Origin of the sequence: Phnomibacter ginsenosidimutans, assembly GCF_009740285.1 — a bacterium.
Classification (GTDB): Bacteria; Bacteroidota; Bacteroidia; order Chitinophagales; family Chitinophagaceae; genus Phnomibacter; species Phnomibacter ginsenosidimutans.
Genome location: NZ_CP046566.1, coordinates 1018082 through 1034516, shown reverse-complemented (window position 1 = coordinate 1034516; position 16435 = coordinate 1018082). Strand labels below are relative to the sequence as shown.

Below are 16435 nucleotides of genomic sequence, written 5' to 3'. Positions count from 1 at the left end.
TCAGCTGTAAGCCTCTTACTATTTTATCAACGTAGCATCGGCTATATGATTGCCACCTGTATACGCTTTGGTGGTTGGCAGGCTTTTCCAATACGCACCAATGGCTGACATGGTGCCATCCGGGTTTGCTGAAGGATAATCTGGCTCAAAGAAAAATGAATACCGTTCAACGTAATCGAGTGTATTCAACCATTCAGTAGAAAGCTTCATGAAATACATCTGCACGACTTGCGATTTGCGGTTCATATTGGCATTGAATTCAGTGATCCAGATGGGTAAATTTGGATAAGCTGTGCGAACATTTTGAATGTAGGTTTTGAAGCGATTGAATACTCTTTCAGCAGTTAATGAATCAGTAGCTGCATTGTTGGTTTGATTGCCCCAATCGTACCAGTGCACAGCAATACCATCAATACGAACACGTTGACTTTGTATTTTGCTCATGAATTCTGTTTGCCATTTGCCAGCACCAAATGCCCTGATCTTGTGTACATGCCGGCGAGAACAAACGCAACCCAGTTTTGAGCATTGTTTTATATCGTGCCACAGCCGTATCCACCGGCACATTCGACTGACTGCTGTTGTCGGGTTCGTTGAATGACAAGAGATGATCGATATCGTTTCGTTCAATCAAATACCTGGCATTGTCATCAATGGCAGCGCCTTTACCCCAGGTCATAGGCACGTATTGCAACGGACCAAATGAAGGCCTGTTGAAACTCCAGCCATAATACCAACCTGTTTGAAAAAGTTTGACCCTGTTAGAGTCGGTCAGGCACACACCTTTTTATCCTGATCGGTAAAGCGGATGTAACGGATGTATGAAATATTGTTGCGCAAACGGGTGGGCAAATTTGCCTTGATGGCGCTGTCTTTGGCAATGAGTGTAATGGCTTCACCAGTGCCATCACTATTGGCCGCCAACACCGCCATGTAACCTTTGGGCAAGTAAATGGAAATGATTTTGTCTTCGAAGCCAGTAGGTATTCGCTTCACCAAGGAAGACCCCAAAGTATAACTGCTGAACACTGTATCTGCGCCCAATTCAATCAACGGATTCTGCAGTGAAAGACCGGTAGAAATGGCCAGTTTGCTACCCGAATAAACAGCAGCGCCACCGCCGGGTGGTGGTGGGGTAACTGTACCGCCACCTGTGCTTACTTTTTCTTTTTTACATGCCGCCATCAGCAATGCGATGCTGGCTATCCAAACTAAACCGCTCTTCATAGGAATGATTTTTCTTAGCCATTGCTGCTCTCTTACTCAACAACTGAGCGATATAAGAAAAAACTTTTTGCGTCAGCAAATGAATGCAAGCAAGCATTGGCATTGTTGTGCATGAAAGTAAACCCGCTACAAACAGCAGTTTGCATGCCTAAGCCAGTTTGAAACATTTGCGCCGCACATTTGGAATGAATTTACCCCGCTGCAGCAATCGAGTATTTGAATGTGCAGGAAGAATATATTTATCGTTCAGATGACTACATTGCCATGACTGTACAACAGCCGCCGAAATACATTTTGCCCGTGATTGTGCTGGCACAATTTCTCTGTACATCCTTATGGTTTGCAGGCAATGCAGTGATGCGCCCCCTTAGCCAAGAGCTACACCTCGATGCAGATTTTGTAGCACACCTTACCAGCAGTGTACAATTGGGTTTCATTACGGGTACATTGCTGTTTGCCATACTGGCCATTGCTGATCGCTTTTCACCGGCTACTGTTTTTATGCTGAGTGCTATTTGTGCTGGCATCTTCAACTTAGGCATGAGCATTACAGATTTGCAACCCATGCAAGTATTGTTGTTTAGATTTTTCACCGGCTTTTTTCTCGCAGGCATTTATCCTGTAGGCATGAAAATAGCTGCCGATTATTTTCAGCAGGGCTTGGGAAAATCGTTGGGCTTTTTGGTTGGTGCATTAGTTGTGGGCACTGCTTTTCCGCATTTACTTAGCAACATGTTGCAAGGCGTTCCATGGCGATATGTATTGTATTGTACCACTACCCTTGCCATCATTGGCGGAGTAGGCATGTGGTTGTTGGTACCCGATGGCCCGCACCGCAGTAAGCCACAACAATTTTCGTTCGGTGCTTTTGCTGCTGGCTTTCGACAGCCGCATTTCCGGCAGGCAGCACTCGGCTATTTTGGCCACATGTGGGAGCTGTATGCATTTTGGGCTTTTGTACCAGTGATGTTGCAGTATTACAACAGCACTCACCCGCAAAGCAAGATAGATGTACCGCTGTTTGCATTTGTGATTATTGCTTCTGGCGGATTGGCTTGTGTAGTGGCAGGATATTTATCTCAATCATTTGGCACTGCCAACATTGCCAGCAAGGCGTTGTTACTTTCCTGTTGCTGCTGCTTAGTTTCTCCACTACTATTGCAACAACCTTCAACAATTGCATTGCTGATTTTTCTATGGTTGTGGGGATTGTTTGTGATAGCTGATTCACCGTTGTTTTCATCGTTGGTAGCGCAACATGCACCCGCACAATCAAAAGGATCGGCACTCACCATTGTCAACAGCATTGGCTTTGCTATTACCATTGTGAGTATTCAAACCCTTCACTTTTTTTCGGATAAATTACCACTGACATTCGTATACATGCTACTGGCCATCGGACCCATACTGGGTTTACTGGCACTGCGTAAAAGAATCACTACATAAAAAAACGCCTCTACATCAGAAGCGTTTTTATCAAGAATGAATCTCTTTCCCTAATCTCAAATTAACCAGTTAACTTATCAACCAATCAACTCGTTAACTGATGTTACCTCGGCACTTCCACTTTCTCCAACAACTGCTGTACCATATCATCTGCGGTAAAGCCTTCCATTTCTTTTTCTGGTGAAAGAATGATACGATGCCGTAACACATGCGGCACAATGCCCAAAATATCTTCGGGCAATACAAAATCACGGGCACGTATTGCTGCCATGGCTTTGGCAGCTTTCAAAATGGCCAACGATGCACGGGGAGATGCACCGAGATACAATGAAGGATTATTGCGGGTGCTGGCAATAATGCTTGCAATAAACTCCAGCAACTTAGGCTGCACCACCATTTGTCGTACCAGCGAACGGAAGCAAGCGATATCGCCGGCGTTCAACACGGGTTGTACTTCCTGCAACAATTCAGCGGCACTCTGGTGTTGTTGCTGTTGCAAAATCTGCACTTCTTCCTGTACCGTTGGGTAGCCCACATTTATTTTAAACAAGAAACGGTCAAGTTGTGCTTCGGGCAAGCGGTAAGTACCTTCCTGCTCTACCGGGTTTTGCGTAGCCACTACAATAAATGGCTCTTGCATAGGATAGGTTTGGCCATCCACTGTCACCTGACGTTCCTCCATTACTTCAAACAAAGCCGATTGTGTTTTGGCCGGGGCACGGTTGATTTCATCAATCAGTACAATATTTGAAAACACAGGGCCGGGCTTAAACTGAAACTGCATGTTTTGCGGATTGAATACCGAAGTACCCAACACATCACTCGGCATGAGGTCGGGCGTAAACTGCAGGCGACTAAATGGCACCGCAATGCTACGGGACAGCAACTTGGCAGACAAGGTTTTGGCCACACCGGGTACACCTTCAATCAGCAAGTGACCGTCGCACAGCAAACCGGCAATCATAAGGTCAACCATTTCTGCCTGGCCTACAACTACCCTGCCGATAGCACCCCGCATCTGTGATACGGCTTCGCTCAGTCTGCTTAAATCCGTTCTGCTTTCAAACATTTCTTCCATAATCAGGTCGGCTTTCTTCGCCGTGGCTAAAATATTCTATTAATCAATATCAATAACGGGCAAACCGCAGCTTACTGCACAATTTTGATGGTTCCAGCCCCGTGATAAGAATGGTACTCGCCATTGTACATGGCATCGGCGCTGGCAGGGCCAATGGTAAATGTACCGGGTGACACAGCCCTTACCGTGTAGTAAAATGTTTGGCGTCCGTTGAGGTTGGTAAAGAAATGAATGCGGTCGTCTCGGATATCGGTATGCAGCGGATTGCTGGCATCTTTTATCCACTCGTTGCCGGGCAATTCTTTAATGCGACTGTTTTCAATTTCAAAACCGGCTGGCAAAATATCTGTCAACACAACGTTGTCAATAGTGCCGCTGTATGTTTTTTCCAACGTAAGCTTCACCACAATCAAATCATTTTGTTTAAAGCTGTTACTACTCACAGGTCTTCCAAAACGGTCGTAAAAACTACGACGCACTTTCAAGTAACTGTCTTCCTCTTTGTAAGCGCCACTGGCACTGATGCCTTGCGTTTGCCACCATGCATAAATATTACCATTGCCTTTGCTGGTAATTTGAATGTTGGTGCTGTTCAATTGTGCCTTGGTGAGTTGCAATGGAGCACCACTCATCATACCTACTTGCTTACCGCCTACGGTCACCACTGCAGTTGCGTTAGTAGCGCCAGATTTACGGGCTATTTTACCCAAAGCCACAAAACCAAACGCACATTCCTGCGTAGTGTACCAGCTGCGGCCTTTGAGTTTGGCTGCTACATGCCTGGCCATTACACCCACTTGCGTGTTGGTTGGCTCTGCATCTATCAATGCATTCAGCGCCACGGCTTCATCACGTATATCACTGTAAAAACTACCGCCGGTGCTGGCTACGGCTTCTTCTCCGGCAAAGCTTCCGGGTAGCAATGCTTTAGCGGAAGCCTTATCGCCAGCCAGCGTGTATGCCGCCGACAATAAGTAGCGACTATCCAACGCCAAATCCTTTTGATTGGTTTTGTAATAGTTCATAGCAGCCACGGCAGGTCTTCCTGCCAATGACAAAACATATAAGCTATATGCTACTTCTTTGGGCGCAATTTTCTTTTGCAAATTGCGGTTGTAGAAATAAGCCACCAGCTCTTTGTTGCGCAGTTTATTGTTGAGATAATTGAGCATGGTTTCCAGCAAACTTCTGTCTACTTCGTAGCCGGCTTTTTTGGCTTCTACCAAAAAATGAGCGGCGTATGCAGTTGTCCACCAGCTTTCCTGGCTTTCATTATCCCATAGTGTAACGCCGCCGTTGTACAGCTGGCGCATTTTTATTTTGCGAATGGCTTCGGCCACATTTTCGTTCGCACTTTTCTGCAACCCTTTTTGTGTATGCACCATATCCGATAAGTCGGAAAAATACAATTGCGGAAATGCCACCGACACTGTTTGCTCCGTACAACCAAAAGGATACTGAACAAGGTATTGCAACTGTCCACCCAACTCCAGCAAAGGATTGCGACTCACAGTCAGCGTATAGTTCAAACTCTGTGGAATAAAATCCAATGTATTCATACGCAACACTTGTGCAGTGTTGGCAGGAATGACTTGTGCACCATTCAGCTTTTGCAAAGTAGAGGCCGGACGAATACTGATATCTGTTTCATCCAGGAATTGTTCACCCAGTCCGTTTATTTCAACTTTAATGTTGGCGGTACCAATGGAAGCTGGTGCAAACAACTTAAACAACACACGACCTTCCCGTTTGCCTTCGATGCTCGTAGTGGCAGTATTGCTGCCTGCGACTTGTACTCCGGCTGTAGTTAACAACTTTGCATTGATGCTGGCCGTTTTGTTGGTGGTGTTTGTTATGGTCACAGGAACTAACACGGTATCACCAGGGCTCATGAAGCGAGGCAATGCCGTACTCACCACCAAGCGGATCGGCTACTTTCATATTGCTTTCTGCAGCACCAAACTGGTTGTCTTTGCAAGCCACTGCCATCAATCGCACCTCGCCACTAAACTGCGGAATATCAAATTCGAAAGTGGCTTCACCATTGCTGCCGGTTTGGCGAATGCCACTCCAAAAGCTCACCAACTTCACCCGTTTGTCGGGCATGGGGTTTTGACGCTGGCTCAATTGCAAGTCAGCATCGCCACCACTGCTGCTGATGGTGCGGCGCAGCTCAGGAAACAGCAACGGATACAAATCATAACCATTTACACTCAATGCACGGGTGGCAAAAAAATGCGCAAACGGATCGGGTGTTTTGAAATTGGAAACGGCCAGCACTCCATTGTCAACAGCAGCCAGTGTGACCATGCTGTTGGGCGCCGCTTTCACGGTTACTTTTTGATGCGTTCTACTTCGAGTTTCCTTTTTTGCATCAATGCTCACCGTCATGCGTTTGCTCTTGTCTTCCACTTTGATGTTAGCATAACCATGCGCCACTGTCAACGGCATATCAGTTACCGTATGTGGCTTAAACAACGTCGCACTGATGTAGGCATTCGGCAAATACTGGTCATCAATTTTGAGGTTGAGGCTGGCATTTCTATTGTTGACATCAACATACTGATAGCTCACGACTTTATCTGTTTCAACCGTCACCAACATGCGGCCGTTAAATGGTGTTTTAAACAAAGCCTTCACGGTTTCGCCATTGTTGTAGCTGTTTTTATCCAATGAAATATCTACGTTGCCTTCGCGGTTTACTTCAAACGCAGCATCGGCATTGCCCCAAGCGCCATAGCTGTAAAACCGCTGGCTCACGTAGTTGCTTACGCCCGGTGCAGCAATGCGTATTTCATATTCGCCGGGGGTAGTGGGTGTAAATGGAAATACCGATTGCTCACCACTCACCTGCATGGTGCGTGATGCTATCACTTTGCTTTCCTTTTGCGATTCGTAGCGGAAGTAGGAGCCGCTCTTCGACAACACGGTGCGGTACTCATGCTTAATCACTTGTATTTGTGCAGTGGCATTCATCACCTGCTCTTTGCTGTTGATGGCTATCACCGGAAAGTTGATGTTTTGCCGCAATGGGAAATAATTCCAGCCGGTATTGCCCAAACCAAACAGCACCGATTGAGTGTAAATGGTGGCCCTCGACACACGGTTTACCGGCCGCCCGGTTTCATCGAAAACTGTACTGAAAAAACTGGCTTCCAACACACCAAGGTTGGCATACATAGCGGGCACATCAAAAGCGGTATTGGCAATGCCTTGCTCGTTGGTTAATCCTTCCCGCAATACCTTATCAAAAATGGTGCGTTCATTGCTGAGGTCGAAGTCGAACTTGTTGTATTTGGCAGGTGCAATGTGTTTTTGTTTCACCTGTATTTCGCATTCATATTTTCGCCCAGCTGCCGGCGGGCCAAAATAGTTGCTGGCCTGCAGGTTCAATTGAATAGATTGTCCGGGCATCGCTGATTCCTTATCCAGATTGGCGTTCACCTTTATTCTATCAGGCATAAAGGTTTCTACTTTCAGGTTTTTGCTGGCCAGCAACACATCGTTGCCGTTGTATACTTCCAATACATAAGTACCCGTAATAGCAGATGCACTGAGTGGCACATTTACTTCAGCAGCGCCTTGTGCATTCAGGTTTTTGCGCAGGCTGGTCAGCTCTTTGCCATTCGGCATCAGCACTTTCATTTTGATGGGAATGCTGCCCGGACTTTTCCAGTTGCGGTCTCGCAGTACTACCGCAGCATTCATTTTTTCGCCGGGGCGATAAATATCTCTTTCAGGATACACAAATGCATCGAGGCCGGTGCTGTTGATGCGTTTGCCCCCTACTTCAAAACGGGAAGTATTCACGGCCGTGTTATGAAAGGGCAGGTAGTTGAAATCGTCGCCGGTTTTGGCAATGACCATCGCCGGTTTAAAGCCGCTGAATTCTTGCCGGGCGAAGGGTACTTCTGCTACACCATCACTATTGGTTGTAGCAGTACCCAACAGTTGATTGTTGGCGCCGTACACACTTACCGCCACGCCACTCATGGCTTTGGCCGTTTGTATGCTATTGGCAAATACCAGCATTTTATCAACGCCCTGCTTGGCTATGAGGCCCACATCACTCAGGGCTACAAAACGGCTGTCACTTATCCAGTAATCTTCGGTAGAACGGATTTTTACATGGTAAATGCCTTTTACGTCAGACAGTTTATCGGTGAGGTTGAATTGAAACAAGCGACCACTGCCGTACTTCGGCAACGACCTTGTATCTATGACAGACTCATACACCACATCGCCGAGTACTGCATCGCCATCTTCTTCGTAGTAATAATAATCTTCTTCGTCTTCATTTCCTTTTTGCTCTTTGGGATAATAGCCATAGCGATGCGCCATCAGCAAATTGCTTTCGTACACTTTCGAAACAATCACTTTTATCTTAGGTACATTGGCAATGCGTACTTCAATATTCTTTGCGCCATTCTTTCCTAAATAAACAGCTTTGCTACTAGCAAAACTCAGCGAAGGTTCGAGGCTACCAAACGCCACGCTGGTGCTGTAGTTTTCTTTCAGCACCCCACCTACTTTTCCTCGCAGGCCTTTCTTAAAAGTCAGCGTGTAGCTATTGTCCACACTGAACTGCTCACTGGTAATGAGCAATCCGTCTTCGGTAAGTTGGGAGCTATAAGCAGCAGTTGGCGATAGCTCTATGAACGAAGCAAACTGGCCCGCCACCAACTGCTGACTGGTTTTAATCAAGATGCTTCCCTGCACACCATCATGCTCAGCCGTTACATCGTTTATACTCAACACAAATGGTGATGGCAACACCGCTTCTATCTTTTCTTCTTTCGCCGTACCGTTTTTGCCTTTATCGGGCACCAGGCCTTTAGCAATGCTGAGTTGCAATGCCAAATCTTTGTCTTCCGGTTTTACATTGCGTAGCCGCACACTCACTTTCGATTCGTTGCTAACGGTTATGAGTTCTACTTCTACATTATTGCCATCCAACTCCGCGGTCAGTTTATCCATCAATGCTTTGGGATCAACATTGTAGTTGAAGTACAAATCAATTTGCGGAATAGCAGCGGCAGCACCATCGGGCAAGGTCCAAAATGCATGGGTGTTTTCCAGTTTTAAATCTGCCGTTTTAAAGGTCAGTTCATCGTCTTCTTCGATGCTGGTAAAATCGGTTCGCTTCAGCAATACCTTATTGAGGCTGGCCGTAAAACTGCTGGCCGGCGGCAAGGGTTCTGCGGGTGAAAACACCAGCTGGTCGCGGCTTTCCCAACGGAAGCGGCCCCTGATTTTGGGAGAAAAACTGACATACTCGGTACTGTCCCATTGGTTGAGCATACTATCGGTAGCCAATGGCGCCGAAAACCGAAAAGTGAGGTTGCCCAACTGTGGTACTTCATCACGGGCATTGGTGTAGCTCAAACTCACTGCATTTCGGTTGCAACTCCAAATAGCAGCAGATACAAAAAGCAGCGCCATCATCCAGCGCAGGCTGGCAGCAGAAAACCTGTTCATACAATAATTGGTTGTGTAGCGTAGGGAAATATAGCACAAAGCCGTGGGTAAAAACGGCACTGCAGCAAGGCAGTTGATAAATGTGTAGCAAGGGCAGCAAAACTGCCAACGAGGTTGGTCATGTGAAGGCAAGCTTGCCGCAGAATGTAGCGGTGCATTGCCATTTTGAAAGTACAACGGAAAAAGATGCACACACAAGTCTGCAATCGTTAATCATTCATTAATTGCCAACGGCACATCCATCACAATCAATCAAGCCCTACTTTTAAGCAGCCTTCCGGCAACTTGTTTTCTTATGCTCCGTCGTTTTTTTCTGCTGCGAATACTGCTAACAACCATGCTGCCTCACTACCAGCCTGGCAGCGGCGTGGTTGGAAAATGCTTCGCTGGATAGCAGCTTTGTTTTTATTGTTCATGAGCATCAATGTGCTGTTTCCACCACCCGATTTGCCTGCCTACAGCACCATCATTACCGACAACAAAGGCCAGGTGATTCATGCCTACCTCACCCCCGACGAAAAGTGGCGCATGAAAACAGAGTTGCACGAAATTTCGCCCCTGCTGCAACAAACCATTGTACACAAAGAAGATCGCTGGTTTTATTATCACCCGGGCATCAATCCCGTAGCTGTTGGTCGTGCTTTGGTAAAAAATATAATGCGAGGTCGTGTTACCTCTGGTGCATCCACCATTACCATGCAAGTGGTACGCCTGCTCGAACCCAGGCCCCGCAACCTGTGGAGCAAAGCCATTGAAACCATCCGGGCTTTGCAACTGGAATGGCGGTACAGCAAATCAGAAATATTGCAGCTCTACCTCAATCTGGTGCCCATGGGTGGCAATATTGAAGGCATCAAATCGGCATCGTGGTTGTACTTCAATAAAAACCCCGACCACCTGAGTTTGGCAGAAATAACGGCGCTGAGCATCATCCCTAACCGGCCCACCAGCTTACGGATGGGGCGCAACAATGCATTGATTGTAAGCGAACGCAACCGCTGGCTGCAACAGTTTGAAAAAGATGGCTTGTACCCCCACACCGATATTGCCGATGCCATAGCAGAACCACTCACAGCCACCCGATTGCCCGTACCCCGAATGGCCCCCCACTTATCGCAACGGCTACGCAATAGCGGACAGGCCATGGTGCAGTCTACCCTCAACAGTGAGCTGCAACTAAAAACAGAAAAGCTGGTGGCGGATTATGTACGGCCATTGCGCATCTACAACATTCATCATGCGGCGGTGGTTATCATCAACAATCAAACGCATGCGGTAGAGGCCTACATTGGTTCGGCTGATTTTACTGATACCATTGATGGTGGTCAGGTAAATGGTGCTGCAGCCGTTCGCCAGCCGGGCAGCACCCTCAAACCACTACTCTACGGACTTTGTATTGATGCAGGCATGCTGACACCCAAAATGCGCATCAACGATGTGGCCAGCAACTTTGGTGGCTACGTCCCCGAAAACTATGATCAGCAATTCAATGGTGCGGTAAGCATGGAGTATGCGTTGTCGCATTCGCTAAACATACCTGCCGTAAAAATGCTGCATCGGTTGGGTAAAGAAAAAATGGTTGCTGCCTTGGTAAAAGCCCGTTTCAACCAAATAGCCAAAGACGAAAAAAAACTCGGACTGAGCATGATATTGGGCGGCTGTGGCACCACGCTGGAAGAACTCACGGGTTTGTTTAGCGCCTTTGCTACGGAGGGTTTGTACCATGCACCACGTTATCAAGTACAGGACAGCAGCCAACGGCCCAGCCGCATCCTCAGCAGTGGTGCCAGCTATATGCTTCACGAAATACTCAGCAATATTGAACGCCCAGATTTTCCGGTACACTGGCAAGCCACCGGTGCCCTGCCCCGCATTGCCTGGAAAACCGGCACCAGCTATGGCCGCCGCGATGCATGGAGCATTGGCTACAACACAAAATATACTGTGGGTGTATGGGTGGGCAATTTTAGCGGACAAGGCATACCCGAACTCAGCGGTGCCAGCATTGCCACCCCGTTGTTGTTTCGCATTTTCAACAGCATTGACTACGACAATGATAAAAACTGGTTTCGCATGCCTGCAACCATGGATAGCCGCATGGTTTGCGCCGACAGTGGATTGCCTCCGGCAGAACATTGCCAACATGTAACCACCGATTTTTTTCTGCCGCTCATTTCACCAGCAGCAGTGTGCAATGCAGAAAAAGAAGTGATGATATCAGCCGATGAGAGAATAAGCTACTGTGTGAATTGCGTTCCTGCTAATGGTTTTAAAAGAAAATGGTACAAGGAAGCTGCACCAGAATTGCAAGCCTATTTCGACCAAAGGCAAATAGCATATGAAAGAATACCGCCGCACAATCCGCAGTGCCAGCGGGTATTTAGCGGCAACGGGCCCACCATTGTATCGCCCGACAACAGAGCAGAGTATTTCATTGAAAAATCGCAGCCCGAACCCATTATGCTGCGCTGCCAGGCAGAGGCCGATGTAGCAAGGGTTTACTGGTACATCAACAATCGTTTTTACAAAGCCGCCTTGCCCGGCGAAGCTGTGTTTTTGCCCCCGAAGCGGGGCAGGTAAAAATTTCTTGTACCGATGACAAAGGCCGCAACCGCGATATTAGTATACTGGTAACGGTTGTAGATTGATGTCGTTTATTCTTCCATCTTTTTGATATCGCCACTACCCGCAATGCTTTGCTTGATGGAAGGATTGCCACGGTAGTAAATATCGCCGCTGCCGGCTACGCTTACATCCAGTTTTATGCTGGCGTATACCCATGCATTGCCACTACCCGCAATGCTGATATTCACTTCCTCTGCCAACAGTTTTTCGCATTTGCAATCGCCGGCTCCGGCTACATCCAGCTTGAGTTTGCGGGTGGTACCACTGAGGGTAATGCTGCCGGCACCGGCAATATCGCCTTCCACTTCCGGGCAATCGAGTGCCGCTACAATATCGCCGCTACCAGCCACAGAGAGTTCCAGTTTTTCAACGTCTTTGATGGTGCCTTTTACATTTACATGGCCACTGCCGGCAAAACCAATGCTTTCCACTTTGGGCAGGCTCACCCGTATGTGAATGTCTTTACGGGTACGAAGGTTAATCCCCTCCATCACTTTTACTTTCAGCTTATCGCCATCCTTATCAATATTGATGTATTGCATCAGGTTTTCTTCCGCTTCAATGGTTACAGCAAAGTCTTCTCCGGGAATCACTTCCACCTCAAACGGGCCTCCAAACGACAATTTGGAGAAACCAGCTACCGATCTTTTTCGGTGGTTACATGGCCATTGCCGGTTACAGTATCCATCCAAAAATGACAACTGCTTAATACCGGCAGCAATGCCAGCAGGATATATAGGAAGTATTGCTTTTTCATCTCTTTAGATTTCATTAACAAAATTTCAGATTCGTGGGCAAAATGCCAAAAGGCTTTGGGCAGACGGTTGGCATCTTTTGTTGAGTGGTAGCCAAAGCATGGTCAGCGTAGCCAGCATAAGACGACAGCAGTGGTTTTCCCCTGCCCTGCGCAAATTTTCCCATGCATACCGCTTCGCGGTTCGTTCCTGCCCTATGGCCGTTATCTTTGCGCCCATCATGACCGAAAAAATTCTCATCCTCGATTTTGGCAGCCAATACACACAACTCATTGCCCGTGCTGTGCGGGAAGCCAACGTGTATTGCGAAATTCAACCTTACCACAAGCCGGTAAACTACGAAGCGGGCCTTAAAGGCATCATTTTGAGTGGCAGTCCTTTTAGTGTAAACGACGAAAAAGCGCCGGTGGTAGATGTAGCTGCCATGAATGCCCAACTGCCCGTATTGGGTGTGTGCTACGGTGCACAGCTGACCGCCAAACTGTACGGTGGCCGGGTAGAAAAAAGCGACAAGCGGGAATACGGTCGTGCTTACATGGTGAAGCAACAAGACGATAGCCTGCTGGCCGGCATCAGCGACCGCAGCCAGGTATGGATGAGCCACAGCGACAGCATTAAAGAACTGCCCGAAGGTTTTGAAATTTTGGCCACAACAGATAGCATTCCGGTGGCGGCTTTCAGGAAAAGTCAGCAAGTCGGAAAGTCGGAAAGTCAGAAAGAAAATTCAGGACTTTCGGACTTCCCTCTTTACGGTTTCCAGTTTCACCCCGAAGTTTACCACAGCACCGAGGGTAAAACACTCATCAAAAACTTTTTGTACAACACCTGCGGATGCAGCGGCGATTGGACACCGGCTCACTTCATCAGCGAAACAGTATCCAACCTGAAACAACAGATCGGCGATAAAAAAGTGATTATGGCGCTGAGCGGTGGTGTAGATTCTACCGTAGCTGCAGTGCTTATCAGCAAAGCCGTGGGCAAAAATCTCTTCGGCATTTTTGTAGACAACGGAGTGCTGCGCAAAGATGAATTTGCACAGGTGATAGAAACCTACAAAGTGCTCGACCTGAATGTGAAGGGTGTAGATGCACGGGAGCATTTTTACACCAAACTGGCTGGCAAAACCGACCCCGAAGAAAAACGCAAAATCATTGGCAACACTTTTATTGAAGTGTTTGATCAGGAGGCACACAAACTCACCGACATCAGCTTTTTAGGTCAGGGTACCATTTACCCCGATGTGATTGAAAGTGTAAGCGTACACGGCCCCAGTCAAACCATCAAGAGCCATCACAACGTAGGCGGCCTGCCCGATACCATGAAGCTGGATTTGGTAGAACCACTCCGCTTTTTGTTTAAAGATGAAGTACGCCGTGTAGGTGTAGAACTGGGCATTCCGCATGATTTGCTGTTCCGTCATCCCTTCCCCGGTCCGGGTTTGGCCATTCGCATTTTGGGCGAAGTAACCGAAGAGAAAGTTACGCTGCTGCAAAACGCCGATGCCATTTATATCAACGGATTGAAGCAACACGGGCTGTATGATAAAGTATGGCAGGCGGGCACCATTTTACTACCTGTAAAAAGCGTAGGTGTAATGGGCGATGAACGTACCTATGAATTTACCGTGGCCCTCAGGGCTGTAACCAGTGTAGACGGTATGACGGCAGACTGGGCACACTTGCCCTATGAGTTTCTGGCGCATATCAGCAATGAAATCATCAACAATGTAAAAGGCATTAACCGGGTGGTATACGACATCAGTAGTAAGCCGCCGGCTACCATTGAATGGGAATAAATCGCCCTTGTTGGTCGCTGACCAACAATGAATCTGTCGATTAATTTTATCCAGCAGCAAAGCGGCATTCGTTCAGAATGCCGCTTTATTTTTAGCACATGCAGCCAAACGGCATTCATTTTGAGATACTTCACAGCAGGCACCTGCCGCAGCTACTATCGTATCTGTCGGCACTAAGCCCACGCACCCAACAGCGGTTTGCACCGCATGCTTTCGAAGCCGAAGCTATCTGGCAGTTTTATCAACCCGAGCAGCAGCACAACGGTTACATCGCCATTGAAGCATCTTCCGGAAAAATTATAGGCTATTTTGTTGTGAAGCGTAGTTTTCTGCAACATGATGCGCCACGACTGCAATCCTACGGGCTCCGTCTTCATCCCATCACTGATTTTACTATAGCGCCTTCTGTAGCCGATGACTGGCAGGGCAAAGGATTAGCCGGACCAATGCTGCAATTTGTATTGGAAGACATTCGCCAACAAGGCGCCGAACGATTGCTGTTATGGGGCGGTGTACAACAAAGCAATATTGCTGCAGTTCGGTTTTATGAGAAGCATGGCTTTGAAGCTATTGGACAATTCGAATATGCCGGTATGAATACAGATATGTTGCTGACACTGACTCAATCAACATAAATGCATATCCGATATTTAAGTAACTTTCATGCAAATGCGCATGTATGACTCCCTCACGTGAAACATTTGAAAGCGCCAGCGACATTTTTTTAATACAAATGATTGCAGAAGCTGACGACTACGCACCTGCAGCTATACACATGGCCAGAGAGGTACTCTTGTCAAGAGGGTTTACAGCATCCGCTATTACAGCATCCGTAAACACACTGCTTCAAAACAAGAAAAATGCAGCAGACAAAAAGGAACAGGTTATTTCCAGTACAGTTGACCCTATTGCTGAAATGTTAGAACCCCAAAAAGAAATAGGAAACACTAAACTTATACAGGCACTAAAATGGTATGTGGGTATTGTATTGGCATTTAGCATTATTCGTTTGCTACGGGAGTGCTGGTTTGTTTTCCAAAATGAAAACTGGCTGCAACTGTTCTCAATTATTATGGTTATTCCAGTGCTCATCAATGTCTTGCTTTTTGTGCTGGTTATAAAACAAAACAAGTGGGGGTGGCTGCTTATCCTTTTCTCCTCTTCGTTCTCACTTATTATGTCATTAAACTCCTTGATAACAAGGCAGGACACTATTTTTAATCTACCCCCAAGTGCCTTGCTTAAAGTTGGATTTAATATAGTTGTTGCTTCCTCTCTTATCGGCCTTTTACTTAAACAAGACCTTCTCATTTATTTCAATCAAAACAGAAAGACAGGCTGGCTTACAATTGCCATTGGTGCTGGTCTTGCATTGGTTGTGCTATTAACACAATGGTTAAGCATGTCCCGGGTGGCACCCTTTTAAGTAGAGCTGGTATTCATCAGTTTTTGGTAGCGCAATTTGAAATACCTTTCCGTTGAATCAATAATTGCACCATGCCACTCCCCGATATTTTCGATGCCACGGTGAGCAATGCCGTTATACAGCGTATTGAGCAACTACAACCCGACATGAAACCCATTTGGGGTAGTATGAATGCGGCGCAAATGTTGGCGCATTGCAATGTTTCTTACGAGTATGTTTTTGAGCCCAGTAAGTACAAACCCACGCCGGCGTTCATCAAATTCATACTGCGGTTGTTGCTCAAAAACACAGTGGTGGGTGAAAAGCCATTCAAGCAAAACAGCGGTACAGCACCTGATTTTAAAGTGGCTGCTGAGCAAGATTTCCAGGCAGAAAAAAGTAAAATCATCAACTACATCAAACTGGTGCAGCAAATGGGCCGTCATGCTTTTGAAGGACGGTCATCGCATTCTTTTGGCGTACTTACCGCACAAGAATGGAACAATATGTTTTACAAACACCTCGATCATCACCTGCGGCAGTTTGGCGTGTAAAAAATCAATACATGTACAACAAAAAAGCTGACGATGATTCGCCAGCTTTTTTTATTTCAGTGTAGCATTCAT

The 16435-nt window shown here is 47.0% G+C and carries 14 protein-coding genes; 6 read left to right on the top strand and 8 right to left on the bottom strand.

What is annotated here, in order from left to right; genetic code table 11:
• Window positions 1-18 precede the first annotated feature (18 nt).
• The 3 genes from GLV81_RS19970 to GLV81_RS04510 are packed head-to-tail and all read right to left on the bottom strand — an operon-like array spanning window position 19 to window position 1227.
• Entirely contained in the window at window positions 19-483 is a 465-nt protein-coding gene (locus GLV81_RS19970; RefSeq protein ID WP_425500014.1) for a glycosyl hydrolase, read from the bottom strand.
• Window positions 410-781 (bottom strand): glycosyl hydrolase, encoded by a 372-nt coding sequence (locus GLV81_RS21665; RefSeq protein ID WP_157477249.1) that lies wholly within the window; start codon window positions 779-781, stop codon window positions 410-412. The genes GLV81_RS19970 and GLV81_RS21665 overlap by 74 nt, the downstream gene beginning before the upstream one ends.
• Window positions 772-1227, bottom strand: coding sequence for a hypothetical protein (locus GLV81_RS04510; protein ID WP_157477247.1), 456 nt, complete (start codon window positions 1225-1227; stop codon window positions 772-774). Before GLV81_RS04510 ends, GLV81_RS21665 begins: the two co-directional genes overlap by 10 nt.
• Before the next feature lie 222 nt (window positions 1228-1449).
• On the opposite strand from GLV81_RS04510, the gene GLV81_RS04505 reads away from it, so the two are divergent.
• Window positions 1450-2673: an MFS transporter gene (locus tag GLV81_RS04505; RefSeq protein ID WP_197428937.1), complete on the top strand. Its 1224-nt coding sequence runs from the start codon at window positions 1450-1452 to the stop codon at window positions 2671-2673.
• Window positions 2674-2776: 103 nt separating this feature from the next.
• Here GLV81_RS04505 and GLV81_RS04500 read toward each other — a convergent pair whose 3' ends face one another.
• The 3 genes from GLV81_RS04500 to GLV81_RS04490 form a co-directional block, all read right to left on the bottom strand.
• Entirely contained in the window at window positions 2777-3751 is a 975-nt protein-coding gene (locus tag GLV81_RS04500; protein WP_157477246.1) for an AAA family ATPase, read from the bottom strand.
• Window positions 3752-3822: 71 nt separating this feature from the next.
• Window positions 3823-5613 (bottom strand): alpha-2-macroglobulin family protein, encoded by a 1791-nt coding sequence (locus tag GLV81_RS04495; protein WP_197428936.1) that lies wholly within the window; start codon window positions 5611-5613, stop codon window positions 3823-3825.
• A gap of 16 nt (window positions 5614-5629) precedes the next feature.
• On the bottom strand, window positions 5630-9229 hold the full coding sequence (locus tag GLV81_RS04490; protein ID WP_157477242.1) for an alpha-2-macroglobulin family protein: 3600 nt from the start codon (window positions 9227-9229) through the stop codon (window positions 5630-5632).
• 285 nt (window positions 9230-9514) lie between these two features.
• On the opposite strand from GLV81_RS04490, the gene pbpC reads away from it, so the two are divergent.
• Window positions 9515-11809 (top strand): penicillin-binding protein 1C, encoded by a 2295-nt coding sequence (pbpC, locus tag GLV81_RS04485; protein WP_197428935.1) that lies wholly within the window; start codon window positions 9515-9517, stop codon window positions 11807-11809.
• A gap of 74 nt (window positions 11810-11883) precedes the next feature.
• Here pbpC and GLV81_RS04480 read toward each other — a convergent pair whose 3' ends face one another.
• Together GLV81_RS04480 and GLV81_RS21080 are read right to left on the bottom strand one after the other, a co-directional pair.
• Window positions 11884-12477 (bottom strand): head GIN domain-containing protein, encoded by a 594-nt coding sequence (locus tag GLV81_RS04480; protein ID WP_197428934.1) that lies wholly within the window; start codon window positions 12475-12477, stop codon window positions 11884-11886.
• Between the two features lie 14 nt (window positions 12478-12491).
• Window positions 12492-12626 (bottom strand): hypothetical protein, encoded by a 135-nt coding sequence (locus GLV81_RS21080; RefSeq protein ID WP_281350776.1) that lies wholly within the window; start codon window positions 12624-12626, stop codon window positions 12492-12494.
• Window positions 12627-12829: 203 nt separating this feature from the next.
• Between GLV81_RS21080 and guaA the strand changes: the two genes are divergently transcribed.
• The 4 genes from guaA to GLV81_RS04460 all read left to right on the top strand — a co-directional run bounded on the left by guaA (window position 12830) and on the right by GLV81_RS04460 (window position 16363).
• On the top strand, window positions 12830-14404 hold the full coding sequence (gene guaA / locus GLV81_RS04475) for a glutamine-hydrolyzing GMP synthase (protein WP_157477238.1): 1575 nt from the start codon (window positions 12830-12832) through the stop codon (window positions 14402-14404).
• Window positions 14405-14502: 98 nt separating this feature from the next.
• Complete coding sequence (locus GLV81_RS04470) at window positions 14503-15039, top strand: GNAT family N-acetyltransferase (protein ID WP_157477236.1); 537 nt, start codon at window positions 14503-14505, stop codon at window positions 15037-15039.
• 44 nt (window positions 15040-15083) lie between these two features.
• Window positions 15084-15830, top strand: coding sequence for a hypothetical protein (locus tag GLV81_RS04465; RefSeq protein WP_157477234.1), 747 nt, complete (start codon window positions 15084-15086; stop codon window positions 15828-15830).
• Window positions 15831-15901: 71 nt separating this feature from the next.
• Window positions 15902-16363, top strand: coding sequence for a DUF1569 domain-containing protein (locus GLV81_RS04460; protein ID WP_157477232.1), 462 nt, complete (start codon window positions 15902-15904; stop codon window positions 16361-16363).
• Window positions 16364-16435 lie beyond the last annotated feature (72 nt).